Genomic DNA, 18,419 nt, shown 5'->3' on the forward strand with positions numbered 1-18,419 from the left:
TCGTTAAATTCCCTTCAAGCTTTATCGTGTGAACCCGAATCGGTCCCTGCAGCTTTTCTGAATTGCCATTGTCTTGTTAATCCGGACCTTCCACTTTCCAGTCCGCTTAGCCTTGTATCCTCCTGTCTGTCTTGTCCGCCATTCACAACCTGCCCAATCCGTTGGGCCAGCGCTGCGATGGTCGGGTTGGCAAACAAATCAACGATAGGAATTTGAAGGCTGAGCGTGTCTTCCAAAATCGCTTTGATCCGTATCAGTGTCAAGGACGTAGCTCCCAGCTCAAAAAAGTTATCATGGATGCTGATGTCCTTGATTCCCAGGAACTCCTCCCAAATCTCTGCGATTTGCTTCTCCAGATGGTTGGAAGGCTCCTCGTATTCAACCATTGCCGCAGGGCGCTGCCGTTTGTTTTGTCTAACTCTGGACGGCGCAGGCTGATCTTCGGAAATTCCCTGGAGGTGCACCCACTCAGCCAGTCTCTTATCCAAAACGCCGGGAGAGTGAACAAGATGGTGGAATCTTTCTGCCGACAGCACCCGTTTCAGGGCCTCAATTCCCTCCTCCGGACTCATTACCAGGTCACCGATCGAGGATGTATATCCTGCCTTTGCCTTCGTCGCCCGCCTCCATGCTTCCCAATTGACGGTTTGCCATTTGACCTGCCGATGCTTGTTTCTTGTCTTCGTGTACGTATCCATAAATGCACTTGCCGCCGAGTAGGCCGCAAACCCATAGCCCCCCAGGACCGCTGCCGTTGAGGACATGAGCAGACAAAAATCAAGCTCTTTATCCTCCAGCACCTTATCCAGAACAAGCAAACCGTCAACCTTCGGCTGGAAAATGGTCTGGCACAGCGCTTGATTTAACTGGGTAATCGGGTTGAAAAACTCTGCTCCCATGTTCGCGGCACAGTGGATTACACCGTGAATGCCTCCCAGCTCGCATTCGATAGCCTCAATGGTGTCCGCCATTTGCAAGTAGTCACTTACATCGGCGCGATAGATGGCAATGTGTGCTCCCAGCTTCTCGGCCTGCATCATTTCATGGATAGTTCTGCTTCTGGGATCATCTTCAGGGTGATCCGTCAGCCACTTGTCCCAATCCTGTCTCACCGGGAAAGAGCGCTGAATAACAGCAATGGAGGCGCGATAGTGTATCGCCAGATGCTCAGCGATAATCCACCCGATCATGCCCGCTCCGCCAGTGATAACGTACACACCGCCACTGCGAAATAGATCGGGCTTGACGATCTGTGGCTTCAGCTTGACCGGTTGATAGATTGGAACCCATCTTCGGAACGCCCGATAAGAAACCTGCCGGTCACGATATTCACCGCCCAGCTCCTCTAACAGCATCCGGGCCAGCGGCTTAGCCTCTTCCTCTGTTCCTGCAGAAGCAGACTGAATATCTACTATCAGGTGCCGAATATGCTGCATTTCTTGCGGAATCACCAAGCCGAGCCCATTCAAAGGGGCGTTCTCCGGGTGCAGCGTTTCCTGCCCCGTCACAGAAAAGACTCCGTCCGTTACCACCTCCATCCGAACGACCTTGTTTCTGCTGAATTGATGGAGGCATTGGACAATATAGGTGACACTATAAAACCCGTTTTTTTGGCTGTCATGAAATCCGGCAGCATCCAAATGCGCGGAAGTCCGGTTCTTCAGGCTCCACAGATGAATCAGGTTATCAACCTCCACCTTTTTTTCTTCCAGGTCCGCAAACAGCTTGTGATAGTCCGTCAGCAATTCCGGGCGAATCGTATATTCATACTCCTCGTTCATACTGAATTCATGGCCGCGGTAAACTGGAATTACGCGATGCCCACCGCTCAATAACGTTTGCAGCAGTTCTCTGCTGATGAAGTCATCGTTCGCAAAAAGAAGACAGCTCTGCCGGTCCGGCAGCCTGGCCCCCAGTGGCAGTTCCTTCTGCTGCCAGAGCGGGAGATAAAACCAGTCTTCCATGTGCGGCAGTTTTTGCAAGAGCGAATGCTTGCCCTTCTGTTGACCCTCCAGCATATCAAACGGATTGCCCTCCAGCCCATAGGTTTGCCGTTCAAACGGATAGGCCGGCAGGGCAAGCCGGTTTCTTTTCTCATATGCATAGAGCTTCATCCAATCAATGCTGTGTCCCGCCCCCCATAACTGGCCCAGCCTTGTATACAGGTAGTTCTGATCCTCCACCTTCTCCTGTGGATTTCGAATGAGATTAAGGACCGTATGCGGCGAATCGCGGTGCACAAAGTATCTCAAAAGCGCACTTAAGTTCCGGTCCGGACCTACTTCGAGGAAGGTCAGCGCTTCTTGCTTCAATATTTCCTGTAAGCCATCAGCAAAGCGGATCGAATCGGTTAATTGCTTGCCCCAATACCCCGGTTCGGTTGCTTCCTCATCGGTAATCCAGTTCCCGCTAATGTTCGAAATAAACGGAATCTGCGGCGGAGTTAAAGTAATTTGCTTCATTTCTTCCGTAAAGGCATCCCTGATCGGCTCCATCACTGCGGAATGAAGGGCATAAGCTGTGTCCAGGCGGATGCAGATGTGCCGCAATGATTTCAGTTGCTCCTCAAGCTGTTCAACTGCCTTTCGGGTTCCGCCCACGACGCAAGAAGGGCCATTCACAATACTTAAGGAGACGTTAGGCGGAAGTAGAGGCCGCAGCTCCTCCTCCGTCATCGGAACGCTGAGCATAGCGCCTTCCTCCGTCTGCTTAATCATCTGTCCTCTCCGAATAATCACGCGAAGGCCATCTTCCAACTCAAAAACGCCGGCCAGACAAGCGGCGGCGAATTCTCCAAAGCTATAGCCAATCATATATTTCGGCTTGATCCCAAGCTCCATTAGATACTTGCCAAGGGCATACTCAAAGATAAAGACCACGATTTGACTGATATCAATCCGGTTTAACTTTTCAACCGCAGCCTCCCGGGCTTCCTGCGGGAAGAGAATTGCCTTCATGGAGAAATCCAAGTGGCGGTCCAGCAGGTCAAAACATTTATCGAGTTCTTGCTTAAAAAGAGGCTCCGTGCGGTATAGCCCAAGGCCCATATCCACGTATTGGTTGCCCAGGCCCGGAAACATGAATACGATCGGCTTGTTCTCCTGTTCGACGGTACTCGTGAATATTTTCCGTGAAGGCTTTCCCTGCTCTTTGCCCAATGGCTGCAGCAGTTCCGAAAGCTCTCCCGCATGGTTTACCACAACAAACTGCCGGTGTTCGAAATCTGTTCTCCCGACCTGCAGGGTGTAGGCCAAATCCGCCAAGGACACCTCAGGATGGTCACGGAGATAAGCCGCCAGATTGCTGCTGTGCTGTTCCAAGGCGCTTCTGCTTTTTGCAGAAATCAGAATGAGCTGTGCAGCTCTTCCATTCGATGACCTTGACGGTGAGGGAGCTTCTTCCACAACGATATGTGCATTCGTGCCACCGATTCCAAAGGAGCTGACCCCGGCTCTGAGCGTGTCGCCTTCATCCGATAAATCGAACAGCCCGGCATTCACCACGAAGGGAGAATCCGCCAAGCTGATTTTGGGATTTAGTTTGGTATAGTGCAGGGTGGGCGGCAGCATTTTGTGCTGTAGACTGAGCACAGCCTTGATAAATCCGGCGACACCTGCCGCCGCATCGAGATGTCCGATGTTCGACTTCACCGAGCCGATCCGGCATACACCTGCACTGCTTCCAAAAGCGGCTTTTAACGCCTCCAGCTCAATCGGGTCGCCCAGGACCGTGCCTGTTCCGTGGGTCTCAACAAATTGAATCGACGCTGCAGCCACCTCGGCCAACTGCTGGGCCGTTTGTATGACTTCGACCTGCCCCTCCACGCTTGGAGCGGTGTAGGCGCTTTTGCGGTTTCCGTCGTTATTGATCGCTGACCCCTTGATTACGGCATAAATATGATCTCCGTCTTGGACAGCCTCCTCATAGCGCTTCAGGACTACCACCCCGGCCCCATTCCCCGGAACAGAGCCTTGTCCCTCCGCATCGAACGCCCTGCAGTGTCCATCTGGCGACAAGATCATGCCCTCTTGATACTGATAGCCGGATTTTAACGGCATGGTGATGCTCACACCGCCCGCCAGAGCAATATCACATTCCCCGTTCAGCAGCGCCTGAGCCGCAAGGTGAATCGTGACGAGAGAGGTTGAACAGGCTGTATTGATTGTCAGACTCGGCCCTTTTAGATTAAGTCGGTGGGAAATCAGTGTCGATAAATAATCCTTGTTCGCGAGCTGGTTCGCGGTAAATGGACCGAGCAGCCGGGCACTATCCGATACATGGGAGAGCGCCTGCCAATAGAGACTGCCCGCCGCGCCCGCATATAATCCGATTAAGCCCGGGTACGTGCCGGGACAATAACCGGCATCCTCCAGCGCTTCCCAGACACATTCATGAAAGATGCGAATCTGCGGGTCCATCACTTCGGCTTCCAGCGGTGAATAGTTGAAAAAGGAAGCGTCAAACTGATGACTTTTCTCCAGATAACCTTTGGCGGGGACATAATCCGGGTGGGACACCGCTGCCGGTTCAACCCCGCTCTCCAGCAATTCGTCCGCAGTGAAAAATGTAATGGATTCCCTGCCGTTCACCAAATTGCTCCAGAAGGTATGAACGTCCGCTGCACCCGGAAATCTGGCCGACATGCCAATGACTGCAATCTCCAGTCCGTTTGTTTGTTTACTCATCTCGGTTTATCCCTTTTCGTTTTGATAATCTTTGCGCCCTTTTCTCATTGCCTTGCAGCAACAGCTCTTTTCGTCCGGCATTGCTTGCAGTGTGCTGGGCAGGAAACTTGTTCTTTTGGCTCAGGTATTCCAGAAAAGCTTCAATGGTGCGGTACCGGTACAAATTGGCGATTGAGATTTCAGCGTCTACATGCTGCTTCACCTGCTGATGCAGCATAATCACACTGAGGGAATCCCCTCCGATCTGGAAGAAGTCGTCACGCAGACCAACCCTGTCGATGTGCAAAACCTCTTTCCAGAGCTGTGACATTTGCTGTTCCAACCCGGTTTTTGGGTGAACATAACGCACTTTCTCCACACGTATTTCCATTTGGGACAGTGTCTTTCGATCAACCTTTCCGCTGGAGGTAAAGGGGAGCGCATCCAACTGCTTATACAAGACCGGAACCATATACGCCGGCAACTCCCGGCGCAAATAGTCCTTCAGCCCCTCAGTCCCGATTCGCTCTCTTGCTGTAAAATAGCCGCAAAGCGCCTTGTTCTCTGCCTGTCTCCCCTGGCTCACCACGACAGCCGTTTCAATCCGGCTGTCATATTTCTGGATGGCGGATTCGATCTCCCCCAGCTCGATCCGGTAGCCCCGCAGCTTGATCTGGGTATCCTTTCTTCCCAGATACTCGATATTCCCATCCTCCCGCCACCGGGCGAGGTCTCCCGTGAAATATAGCCGTTCTTCCGGCAGCCAAGGCAGCGCCTTGAATCTCTCCGCCGTGAGCTCCGGACGGTTGAGATACCCCTTCGCCACCTGCACTCCCCCGATGCACAGTTCTCCCGGGATGCCCACCGGGACCAGCCCGCCTTCTTCGGATACGATGTACAAGCGGGTGTTCGCCACCGGCTTTCCGATCGGAATTGAAGGGTCCGACGGGTGTACCTCATAGGAACTGACATCAATGGACGCTTCGGTGGGACCATACAGGTTATGCAGCTCAACTCCCTCAAGGGTGCGGAAAAACCGGTCCTTCACTTCAAGGGTCAGCTCCTCCCCGCTGCAAATGCAGCGCTTCAACGGCCCCAATGACGCGTTCTCCGGCAGCGCATGAACAAATCCCGACAGCATCGAAGGCACGAAATGAACCGTCGTTATCCCCTGCTCGTTGATTAACCGATACAGATAATCCGGGTCCTTTTCCCCGCCCGGCTTTGCCATACAGACCACTCCCCCGATCATCAGCGGGAGCAGCAGCTCCCAGACCGAGACGTCAAAGGTATACGTGGTCTTTTGCAGAACAACCTCCTGCTCATCCATCCCGTACGCCTCCGCCATCCAGCGCAGACGGTTCGCCAGTCCCCCGTGGGTCAGCATGACCCCTTTGGGTTGGCCCGTCGAACCCGAGGTGTAGAGCACATAGGCCAAATGCTGAGGAAGGATGTCCAGCGCAGCATTATCCCGCTCATACCCGGCATAATCCGCCTCCGCTTCTACATCCAAAGCGGTTACGCCCAGCGCAGTCACCCGGTCCACGAAGCCGGTCTGGGTCAAGACGAGCTTCAGACCGCTGTCTTCGATTAAATACCTGATCCGTTCCGCCGGGTAGTTCGGGTCCAGCGGGAGATAGGCACAGCCCGCTTTCTCAATTCCCAGGAGGCCGATAATCATCGCCGGAGAGCGCTCCGCCAGGAGGCCGATGATCTCCTCCCGCCGGCAGCCCTGGTCCTGTAACATGCGGGCAACCTGGTTGGCCCGCTCATTCAGCTCGCGGTAGGTCAGGCGTTCCCCTTCCCAGACAACTGCCGTTTCATCTCCCCTCTTCCCCGCTTGTTCTTCGATCATCCCGATGATGCTCCGGCTAAGGTCATACCCGGCTTCGGTCTGATTGAATCCGTACTGGATCTGCGCCGCTTCCTCTGCCCCGAGCAAGCTAAGCTCCCTGATGGTCCGGCCGGGAGACTGGAGAACCTGCTTGACGATCTGCTGATAATGTCTTCCCATCCGCTGGATCGTGGAGTCCTTGAACAGCGCGGTGGCGTACTCGATGCCAAAGCCCATTTCCCCTTGTTCTTCCCAGGCCTGCAGCATCAGGTCGAACTTGGCGATGCCGCTGTGGAAATCCCAGCGCTGCACCTGGAGACCGGAGATATGCAGTTGGCTCCGGTCCCGCTGCTCCCAGGTGAACATGGTGTCGAAGAGGGGATTGCGGCTGACATCCCGTTCCTTCTCGATGTCCTGCACCAGCTCTTCGAAGGGATACCCTTGGTGGTCAAAGGCATGCAGGCAATTCTCCCGTACCTCCTGCAGATAATCAAGCACAGACTTTGCCCCATCCGGGCGGCTGCGGAGGGCCAGCGTATTGACAAATACCCCGACTGTGTCTTCCGTATCCACGCCAACCCGGCCGCCGACCGGTGTGCCTACCCAGATCTCTTGTTGACTGCTGTATTTCGAGAGCAGAATGGTGAAGCAGCCCAGCAGCAGCATGTATGGCGTGATCTGATGGGTCTGGCAGAACGCTTGCAGCGAGCCGCTGATTTCTTCGCTCCAGGCAAACGGAAGAAGCGACCCGGCAAACTGCTTGACCGGCGGACGCCGGAAGTCGGCTGGCAGGTCCAGCAGCTCGTACCCCTCTTTGTATTGATCCAGCCAAAAGACCCGCTCCGCTTGCCAGAAGGCCGAATCTCTGTTCTGCTGCCATACGGCGTAATCCTTGTACTGAATCCGGGGCTCCGCAAGCGTCCGTCCCTCGTAATACGCCAGGAAGTCTCTGACCAGCAGCTCAATGGACAGCCCGTCCGAGATGATATGATGCATATCAATCTGCAGCACATGGCATTCGTCCTCCACCCGCACCAGCCGTATCCGCAGCAGCGGAGCCTGCTCCAGCCGGAACGGCTGCACGAAGCCCTTCAGCGTCTCTTCTATTTCAGCCCCCGGCAGATCGGCATATTCGAGGACCGACGCCGCATGAGGATTTACCTTTTGCACCAATGCTTGTCCAATCAATTCAAAGCTTGTCCGCAGCGCCTCATGGCGCCGGGTCAGACTGTCGCATGCGGCTTGCACCCGGTCCCGGTCCAGCTTGCCGCGCAGGACAAATACCCCGGGGATATTGTAGGCAATGCTGGCCTCATCGAATTGCTGTAGCGCATACAGCCTTTTCTGCTGCGAGGAAACCGGGTAATGCTCTGCTTCCGCCGCTTTCGGAATGGTGACGGCTTGACCGGGTCCCTGTCTCTGAACCACTGGCAGCAGTTCCCTGATTGTCGGGTTTTCAAAGATTTCAAGGATAGTCACATTAACATGAAAGGCTTCGGATATTCTGGCTTTCAATACGATTGCAGCAAGAGAATTGCCGCCCAATTCAAAGAAGCTGTCCGACGGAGATATATTCCCGCAGCCCAGTGTCTCTCTGAACATGGTCTCCAGCATTTGTCCTTCCTTACTGGAGATAACCTCTGTTACCGGCTTCATACTGCTAGGGTCTACAGCCGCTTCGGCCAAGGCTTTTCGATCAACCTTTCCGCTGGAGGTAAAGGGGAGCGCATCCAACTGCTTATACAAGACCGGAACCATATACGCCGGCAACTCCCGGCGCAAATATTCCTTCAGCCCCTCAGTCCCGATTCGCTCTCTCGCTGTAAAATAGCCGCAGAGCGCCTTGTTCTCTGCCTGTCTCCCCTGGCTCACCACGACAGCCGTTTCAATCCGGCTGTCATATTTCTGGATGGCGGATTCGATCTCCCCCAGCTCGATCCGGTAGCCCCGCAGCTTGATCTGGGTATCCTTTCTTCCCAGATACTCGATATTCCCATCCTCCCGCCACCGGGCGAGGTCTCCCGTGAAATATAGCCGTTCTTCCGGCAGCCAAGGCAGCGCCTTGAATCTCTCCGCCGTGAGCTCCGGACGGTTGAGATACCCCTTCGCCACCTGCACTCCCCCGATGCACAGTTCTCCCGGGATGCCCACCGGGACCAGCCCGCCTTCTTCGGATACGATGTACAAGCGGGTGTTCGCCACCGGCTTTCCGATCGGAATTGAAGGGTCCGACGGGTGTACCTCATAGGAACTGACATCAATGGACGCTTCGGTGGGACCATACAGGTTATGCAGCTCAACTCCCTCAAGGGTGCGGAAAAACCGGTCCTTCACTTCAAGGGTCAGCTCCTCCCCGCTGCAAATGCAGCGCTTCAACGGCCCCAATGACGCGTTCTCCGGCAGCGCATGAACAAATCCCGACAGCATCGAAGGCACGAAATGAACCGTCGTTATCCCCTGCTCGTTGATTAACCGATACAGATAATCCGGGTCCTTTTCCCCGCCCGGCTTTGCCAGGCAGACCACTCCCCCGATCATCAGCGGGAGCAGCAGCTCCCAGACCGAGACGTCAAAGGTATACGTGGTCTTTTGCAGAACAACCTCCTGCTCATCCATCCCGTACGCCTCCGCCATCCAGCGCAGACGGTTCGCCATGCCTCCGTGGGTCAACATGACCCCTTTGGGTTGGCCTGTCGAACCCGAGGTGTAGAGCACATAGGCCAAATGCTGAGGGAGGATGTCCAGCGCTGCATTATCCCGCTCATACCCGGCATAGTCCGCCTCCGCTTCTACATCCAAAGCGGTTACGCCCAGCGCAGTCACCCGGTCCACGAAGCCGGTCTGGGTCAAGACGAGCTTCAGACCGCTGTCTTCGATCAAATACCTGATCCGTTCCGCCGGGTAGTTCGGGTCCAGCGGGAGATAGGCACAGCCCGCTTTCTCAATCCCCAGGAGGCCGATAATCATCGCCGGAGAGCGCTCCGCCAGAAGGCCGATGATCTCCTCCCGCCGGCAGCCCTGGTCCTGTAACATGCGGGCAACCTGATTGGCCCGCTCATTCAGCTCGCGGTAGGTCAGGCGTTCCCCTTCCCAGACAACTGCCGTTTCATCTCCCCTCTTCCGCGCTTGTTCTTCGATCATCCCGATGATGCTCCGGCTAAGGTCATACCCGGCTTCGGTCTGATTGAATCCGTACCGGATCTGCGCGGCTTCCTCTGCCCCGAGCAGGCTAAGCTCCCTGATGGTCCGGCCGGGAGACTGGAGAACCTGCTTGACGATCTGCTGATAATGTCTTCCCATCCGCTGGATCGTGGAGTCCTTGAACAGCGCGGTGGCGTACTCGATGCCAAAGCCCATTTCCCCTTGTTCTTCCCAGGCCTGCAGCATCAGATCGAACTTGGCGATGCCGCTGTGGAAATCCCAGCGCTGCACCTGGAGACCGGAGATATGCAGTTGGCTCCGGTCCCGCTGCTCCCAGGTGAACATGGTGTCGAAGAGGGGATTGCGGCTGACATCCCGTTCCTTCTCGATGTCCTGCACCAGCTCTTCGAAGGGATACCCTTGGTGGTCAAAGGCATGCAGGCAATTCTCCCGTACCTCCTGCAGATAATCAAGCACAGGCTTCGCTCCATCCGGGCGGCTGCGGAGGGCCAGCGTATTGACAAATACCCCGACCGTATCTTCCGTATCCACGCCAACCCGGCCGCCGACCGGTGTGCCTACCCAGATCTCTTGTTGACTGCTGTATTTCGAGAGCAGAATGGTGAAGCAGCCCAGCAGCAGCATGTATGGCGTGATCTGATGGGTCTGGCAGAACGCTTGCAGCGAGCCGCTGATTTCTTCGCTCCAGGCAAACGGAAGAAACGCCCCGGCAAACTGCTTGACCGGCGGACGCCGGAAGTCGGCTGGCAGATCCAGCAGCTCGTACCCCTCTTTGTATTGATCCAGCCAAAAGACCCGCTCCGCTTGCCAGAAGGCCAAATCTCTGTTCTGCTGCCATACGGCGTAATCCTTGTACTGAATCCGGGGCTCCGCAAGCGTCCGCCCCTCGTAATACGCCAGGAAGTCCCTGACCAGCAGCTCAATGGACAGCCCGTCCGAGATGATATGATGCATATCAATCTGCAGCACATGGCATTCGTTCTCCACCCGCACCAGCCGTATCCGCAGCAGCGGAGCCTGCTCCAGCCGGAACGGCTGCACGAAGCCCTTCAGCGTCTCTTCTATTTCGGCCCCCGGCAGATCGGCATATTCGAGGACCGACGCTGCGTGAGGATCTACCTTTTGCACCAACGCTTGACCAATTAATTCAAAGCTTGTCCGCAGCGCCTCATGGCGCCGGATCAGACTGCCGCACGCGGCTTGCACCCGGTCCCGGTCCAGCTTGCCGCGCAGGACAAACACTCCGGGGATATTGTAGGCAATGCTGTCCTCATCGAATTGCTGTAGCGCATACAGCCTTTTCTGCTGCGAGGAAACCGGGTAATGCTCTGCTTCCGCCGCTTTCGGAATGGTGACGGCTTGACCGGGTCCCTGTCTCTGAATCACTGGCAGCAGTTCCCTGATTGTCGGGTTTTGGAACACCTCATGCATAGTTAGGTGAACGCAGAAGACGTCTGCAATCTTTGAGATCAGAGAGATCACCTTCAACGAATCAAATCCCCGCTCGAACAGATCATCATCTTCGCCAATAGTTGTGCCCCCGATGATACCAGTTGCGATCTGAATAAGACTGGTGGCCTCACTGCTTGTTGGACTTGGCTCAGCTTGAACCGGACCTGCTTGCAACTCCACCGGCGCTTCCTGGTGGCCAGATGTCATCCCGCCCGCTCCGGCCTCAGTGGCCGGACTTTCCGCAGCATAGCGAAAATCCCGAAGCCAATAGCGTTTCTTCTCAAAGGGGTAGCCCGGCAGGGGAACTCTTCTTCGTTGCTCATTGCTGTAAAAGCGGCTCCAGTCCATATGGATTCCGTATACCCATAATTGGGCGACCGCCCTTAACAGATACTCGTCATCCGCTATGTTTTTACGCTCTACCCGTATGGTATCAAGCAGCTTCTGATTACGTTCAGGCTGCATAAAGCGCTGAACCAGTGTGCATAGATTCCGCCCCGGGCCGATCTCGATAAACAGGGTATTTTCTTGCGATGCAAGCTTCTTGAATCCTTCCGCAAAGCGCACAGGCTCCCGCAAATGACGCACCCAATGCTCCGGACTGGCTGCCTCTTCGGACATAATTACATCTCCGGTTACACTGGATACAAAAGGAACAGCCGACGGATTGCAGGTCACCTGCATAACACATTCTCTGAATTCACTTATCATCGAATCCAGCATTTGGGAATGACCCGCGTGTGAAATGGGTAATCTCATGCTGATTATTTTTCGGCTCTTGAGCAGAGCTTCAAAGTCGGCAATACTGTCCTTGCTGCCAGAAACAATACAAGACTCATCGTTAACAGCGGCAATCGACAGAGTGGATGGAAGCATTTGCAGCAAAGCCTCCTCCTCCAGCGGAACCGTAATCATGAGCCCTTCGGGCAGCTTCTCCATAAGGACTCCCCGCCGATAGGTCAGAAACAAGGCATCCCGCAGGGAAAATACACCTGCCAAACACGCAGCCACATACTCTCCGATGCTGTACCCGATCATACTCAGCGGCGCGACCTGCCAATTCATCAGCAGCCGGGCCAAAGAATATTCCAGAGCCAAATGAAGAGGCTGGGAGACGCTTTGTCTGTGGATATAGTCTTCAGCTTGCTGCTCCCGGTCATCCGGGAATAAAAAATCCCGATAACACAGTCCGGAAATCTCCTGCAAAATTGTCAAGCATTCATTCAGTATGTCCCGGAAAACCGGCTCATGCCGATAGAGATCTTGGGCCATATTCACATATTCTGCGCCTTGGCCCGAGAACATGAATACTACGGATGGGGCTTGCTCTGAAACAACGCCATCCCATCTTTTGGTTGTCTCTTTGGCCGTAAGAATATCTATGGCCTCTTTGGTTTCGGTGCAGAGAAATGCAGACCGATGTTCAAAACTCTTTCGTCCCACCTTCAACGTATACGCGGCATCGGCCAAATGCACACTGGGATTACGTTTGAACGACTCTCTTACTTTACCCTTCAAATTGTTCAGCGCCGGCCCCGTTTTAGCGGATAGGGTCATGATGACGTAACGTCTATGGGCAGGACCCGAGTCCACCTGCGGCGCTTCCTCTAGAATCACATGCGCATTGCTTCCCCCTTGCCCAAACGAGCTTACACCCGCCCGCAGCGGATAGTTGTCCTCATTTCGCAAATCAAGCAGCCGGGTATTCACATAAAACGGGGAGTCCTCCAATACGATATGCGCATTGATCTCATCACAGTTGAGCGAGGCAGGAATCATTCTTTTTTGTAGGGACATGGACGTCTTCATCAGCCCTGCGATTCCAGCGGCAGCTTCCAAATGTCCGATATTCGTTTTGACAGAGCCCAGTCCGCAATAATTTTTCTTAGTTGTGTTAAACGCCCGTTTTAGCCCTTCAATTTCTACCGGATCACCCAGTACAGTTCCCGTTCCGTGCGCCTCAATATAATGAATCTGTTCGGAGCCAATACCGGAACGCTGAATGGCCTTCTGGATAACCGCTGCTTGTCCTTCAGCGCTTGGAGCGGAGTAACCCGCTTTACGGTTTCCGTCATTATTAACAGCAGTGGATTTGATAATGGAATAAATATGATCCCCGTCGGCAAGAGCATTCTTCAACCGCTTCAGGACGACCAGCCCTACTCCGTTGCCGGTCACGGTGCCTGTTGCCTTTTTCTCAAAAGCTCTGCAATGTCCATCCTTGGACAAGACCATCCCTTCCTGGTGGATATAGCCCATTTCGTCAAGCAATGTAACGGCAGCGCCTCCCGCAACCGCAATGTCACAATCGCCAAAGAGCAAGTCCTTGCAGGCACGGTCAATAGCCACAAGCGAGGTGGAGCAGGCGGTTTGGACGGTGATCGCCGGTCCCCGCAGATTCATGCGATAGGCAATCAGCGTAGCGAACGAATTGCTGTTCATGTTATAGATTTGATATTGATCTGAGGCATACAGGGAAGGGCTGAACTTCTCGGGTACCCAATAGATGTTATATGAAGACCCGATGTACAGTCCGATTGCTCCAGGGTAGGACTCCGTTTCATATCCGGCATCCTCCAGCGCATGCCAGGCACACTCATGGAGCAAGCGAATCTGCGGGTCCATCCACTTGGCTTCCGCAACGGTATACCCAAAGAAATCGGCATCGAAGCAGTCGCTGTCATCAAGCTTTCCTTTTGCCCTCACATACTTGGGATTGTTCAGAAGCTCACTGTCAATTCCAAGCGCTTTCAATTCTTCGTCGGTGTAAAATTTGATCGCTTCTTCTCCATTCACCAGGTTGTTCCAGAACTGTTCCTTGTCGGCGGCCCCGGGGAAGCGGCCGGCCATCCCAATAATAGCCACATCCGTGTCTTGAATATCTGGGATTGGGGTCTGGAAAACCTTAGGTGCTTCGGGTTGCTGCCGCTGCGGGGCTTCTCCGCTCACTTTTGTCGTTGCTTCATTGCAGTAGCTGACAAAATCATGGATCGTCGGATAGTCAAAGATGGTTTGAACCGAAACCTCCATATTCAAGCGGGTTTTTAATTCATTACATAGATGAATGACCTTCACCGAGTCGCCGCCTATATCAAAAAAGCGATTGAATATGCCGACTCTCTCTATCTTCAGTACCTTTTTCCAGATCTCTGCAACCTCATTTTCCAGCTTACTGCGCGGCTCTACCAGCTTTCCCGGCTGAACCATGCGGCCGGTTTTCATGAGGGCAAGTGCTTTCCGGTCCACCTTTAGATTGCTCGTATACGGAATTTCGTCGATTGGATACAAATAAGCGGGCACTGCGTAATACGGGAGCTTGCTCTTGAGAAACGCTTGGAAATTCTCACGCACAAATTCGCCGCCTGTCACCAGATAAGCAGCCAGCGACGAATCGCCGGCCTCTTTCACTTCGATGACCACCACATCTTTTACCGCAGGATAGCTTTTTATTGTGCTTTCTACTCCTTCAATTTCGATGCGATGTCCTCTGACTTTGACCTGACCATCGTTTCTTCCTACGAAGTGAAGTCTTCCATCCGGCAGCCAATACGCATAATCCCCGGTACAATAGAGCCTTTCCTCCCGTTGATAGGGATTCGTAATGAACCTCTCGCCGGTTAACCCGGGTTGGTTAAGATACCCTTTAGCCACACCTTTCCCGGAAATGCATAGTTCTCCCGGATAACCCAAGGGCCGCAGATGCTTGTCTTTGGATAAAATATAAATGCCTGTATTGGCAATGGGCTGCCCGATAGACAGCGTATCCTCAAGCTCCTGCACGGTAGACCAGACGGTCGTTTCCGACGGTCCGTACACATTATAGATTTGCTGCTGCGTGATCTCGCGCAAGGATTGGTACAGATCTTCGGGAAAGGCTTCTCCGCCGATCAGAATTTTTGTCGGCTGCTGAAGACAACCGGCTAAGGAAGAGCTTACAAGCATTCTCATACGTGATGGCGTCGCTTGGAGAATATCAATGGACTCTTGTTCAATAAGCCGCAATATGGCATCGGGGTCCTTCTGTACCCCATCGGTAGCCAGCACGAGCTTCATGCCCAAACAAAGCGGCAGCAACGATTCCAGGACGAATATATCAAAGGAATAGGTGGTGAGCGCCAATATTTTATCGTCATGCCGGAACCCGATGCTTTTGTCCATGCCATATATAAAATTCACTACGTTTCCATGGCTGACCATAACGCCCTTGGGCGTCCCGGTTGATCCCGACGTATAGATCACATAAGCAAGATCCTCCGGGGTTGAAGGATGTATGCAGGCTTCACGGGAGTAGCGGCCGATGTCCAGCAAACCGTAATGTCCCCGCAGCATGTCTTGATCCATACATAAGAGCGTCAGGCGGACCGCTTGCTTTCCATCCATGCCCATCATAGCATCCGTGTACTTCTGGACGGTGACAATTACTTCGATCTGCCCGTCCTGTACCATGGCTGCGATGCGTTCCTCCGGCAGAGTTGGATCTATTGGTACATAAGCTCCGCCGGACTTCAAGATTCCAAGCATCGCTATCAGCAGCTCAGGCCGTCTATCCATACAGATGCCAACCAATTGGTTAGGTTTAATCCCCCTGTCGATTAAACAATTCGCCAACTGATTGGCTTGTTCATTGATATGCCGGTAGGTATAGACCTGACCTGCATAACGCAGCCCAATCCGGTTAGGCTCCTTGTCCGCTTGCTCTTCAAATAGCTGATGAATAGTTTTCTCGGTTGGAACCACAACTTCCGTATTCGTAAATTCCTGCAGCAGCCTCCTTTGTTCTTCCGGAAACAAAAAATCGGCTTCAGCAATTAAGGCCGCCGGATGTTGAACGAGGGAAGACAGGATCAACTGATAACGGGAGGCTGCCTCATTCACAAATGACTCACTATACATTTGGCTGTTATAATCCGCAACGAATTCAATGGAATTCCACAATGTAATAGAAATGGACAGAGGATAGCTGGTTTCCTCTCTATATGAGAAGGAATCAATCATCATATTCCGACTGTTCAGGTTATTCTGCAAAGGATAATTCTCGATCACCAGAATCGTATCAAATAATTCTTTCTCAAAATGCATTTCGCTGTATCGTTTGATATCCCTGAGCGGTGTGGAGCCATACTGCTGTCTTGCATTCAGAGATGCAAATACTTTCTCCAGAAGACCCTTGAAGGTTTCTTCCGGTTCAATCCTAAGCCTGAGCGGCAACGTGTTGATAAATAAGCCGACCGTATCTTCCCATGCATGGTTCGCCTCTTCCCGGCCGGAAATGGTTGTGCCAAACACAATGTCCCTGCTGTCGGTATAAAAAGCTTGAAGGATTGCCCATGCTGCGTAAAGGTAACAGCTTACCGAGTATTTCCCCTCCTGCTTTATCTCTTCATAGAGAGCAAGGGGCAACTCCATACGAAGCTGCTTATTCCCCTTCGCCTGATTCCCGGATGAACTGGCCGGAAGAATATCCTGCAGCCATACAGGATTAACATCCTGCAAATATCCGGTCCAGAATTTTTCCTGCTCTGCCTTGTCCTTGTTTCGGGTCCGCCCGATAAATTCCTTATATCTCTTCTTGGGTGCAGCGGATGGCTGCTGATGATTCAGGTAAAGCTGATAGGCTTCCATGAAGTCATTCAGGATAATTCCTGTACTCCACCCGTCGAACAAAATATGATGATGGCTCAGAATCAACTGATAGTCGGCTTCAGCAAATGCGTACAGACAGACACGAAAAGCCCCTTCCGTCAGATCAAACCCGCTGTTCCTGTCATCCTCCAAAGCTTGTGAAATAAATACACTGCGTTCATCTGTGCTCTGAGAAGAAGCATGAATAATTTGCAGGAATTGGGGCCGCTCTTTGAGAATAATCTGCACGGGCTCTTTAACGCCTTCCCAGCGAAAAACCGCCCGGAGCATCTCATTGCTGGAGACAACATGCCGCCATGCCGCTTCAAAAGCGGAGAGATCAACCCGGGATGCAATGTGCAAACTCACCTGTTCGAAATACAGGGTACTGCCGGGCTCTTTCAAATAATGAAAAAGCATCCCTTCCTGCATCGAGCTAAGCGAGAGGATGTCACTCACTTGATTTGCAGCCAATTTATTCATATTCCCTTGATCCTTTTTGGCTGATAATATTTATTTGCGCCATACAAGGCGATGATCTGCTGCTGAAGCTGTGAAGTCCCTTCAATGATTTCAAGGACTTTTGCTTCTCTGAACAGACGTTCCACCGGAAACCGTCTGCTGCATCCATTGGCTCCGAGAACCTGAATCGCATCGGCGGCTGCCTTGTTGGCAACGGTGGACGAGAAATATTTGGCCGCTGTCGTTTGGATGGCAGCATCCGGGTGATTCTCTATTCTCAGCCGAGCGGCCTCCTTGCACAACGAGCGTGCAGCCATAATATTCGTGACATTATCTCCGATAATGCCCTTGATGAGCTGATGGTGAAAGATTTTTTGCCCGGACTGGCTTCTTTTTCTGGCATAAGTAACCATCACATCCAAGGCCTCCTGCGCCAAACCTACACCCATCCATGCTACGTTGAAGCGGCCATAGTCCAAGGCAAAATTGGCGATGCCCGCAAAACCCATCCCTTCCTTGCCAACCATCATTTCCGGTCCGACCTCAACCTCGGTAAGCTCGATGTCAGCTAGCTGTGAGGCAGCGCACGACAGCAGCCCTTTCATTTTTGATATTTTCACGCCTTCCAGATTGCGGTCCACGAGAAAAGCACTGACGGCCTTGTTCGATTGCTCGGCAGCAATAACGATAAAGAAATCAGCGATTTCGCCGAAGGATATCCATTTTTTCCGGCCAGTAATCCGGTAGTTCTCCCCAACTTTAACGTAAGCGCTCTCAACATCCTTCGCTCCGCTGCCTACGCCCGGCTCGGTCAACGCAAAAGCGCCAATCTTTTCACCTCTGGCAATGGGCAGCACATACTTCTCTTGTTGGTAGTTCGTTCCCCAACGGATGAGCGTCTCGCCTACCAAACCTGTGCTTACCGTAAGAAGCATGGCGGCGGACAAGGCTCCTTTGCCGATCTCTTCAACCAGACTGCCATATTCAAGCGGGTCCAACTGAAGCCCCCCGAACTTCTCAGGGAAGCTCGCGGCCAGATACCCTTGTTGCCCCATCTTCCGGATTAACTCCCGGGGCAATGCCTGCTGTGCTTCAAAGTCAGCCGCGAAGGGCCGGATATCTTCCTCGACAAACTGCTTCACTTCTTCCAGAATGCTGTGTGAAATATCCCTAGTCATTGCCATTTTTCATTCATCCCATCATTAGATTGTATGTTCTGAAAA

The 18,419-nt window shown here is 53.2% G+C and carries 3 protein-coding genes; all 3 read right to left on the reverse strand.

What is annotated here, in order from left to right; genetic code table 11:
- Positions 1-14: 14 nt before the first annotated feature.
- From B212_RS31930 to B212_RS0119425, 3 genes are read right to left on the reverse strand one after another with little or no spacing between them, the layout of a single operon-like run.
- A complete protein-coding gene (locus tag B212_RS31930) occupies positions 15-4,685 on the reverse strand; it encodes a type I polyketide synthase (protein ID WP_019912675.1) in 4,671 nt (1,556 codons plus the stop codon).
- Complete coding sequence (locus B212_RS31935; RefSeq protein ID WP_019912676.1) at positions 4,678-17,217, reverse strand: hybrid non-ribosomal peptide synthetase/type I polyketide synthase; 12,540 nt, start codon at positions 17,215-17,217, stop codon at positions 4,678-4,680. The genes B212_RS31930 and B212_RS31935 overlap by 8 nt, the downstream gene beginning before the upstream one ends.
- A complete protein-coding gene (locus tag B212_RS0119425; RefSeq protein WP_019912677.1) occupies positions 17,214-18,380 on the reverse strand; it encodes an acyl-CoA dehydrogenase family protein in 1,167 nt (388 codons plus the stop codon). The genes B212_RS31935 and B212_RS0119425 overlap by 4 nt, the downstream gene beginning before the upstream one ends.
- Positions 18,381-18,419: the final 39 nt, after the last annotated feature.

It is taken from the genome of Paenibacillus sp. HW567, assembly GCF_000374185.1.
Classification (GTDB): Bacteria; Bacillota; Bacilli; order Paenibacillales; family Paenibacillaceae; genus Paenibacillus_AQ.

What these genes read in the sequence shown, in the direction of transcription:
- B212_RS31930 (WP_019912675.1), bottom strand. Translation starts at nt 4,685, where the DNA reads ATGAGTAAACAAACAAACGGACTGGAGATTGCAGTCATTGGCATGTCG.
- B212_RS31935 (WP_019912676.1), bottom strand. Translation starts at nt 17,217, where the DNA reads ATGAATAAATTGGCTGCAAATCAAGTGAGTGACATCCTCTCGCTTAGC.
- B212_RS0119425 (WP_019912677.1), bottom strand. Translation starts at nt 18,380, where the DNA reads ATGGCAATGACTAGGGATATTTCACACAGCATTCTGGAAGAAGTGAAG.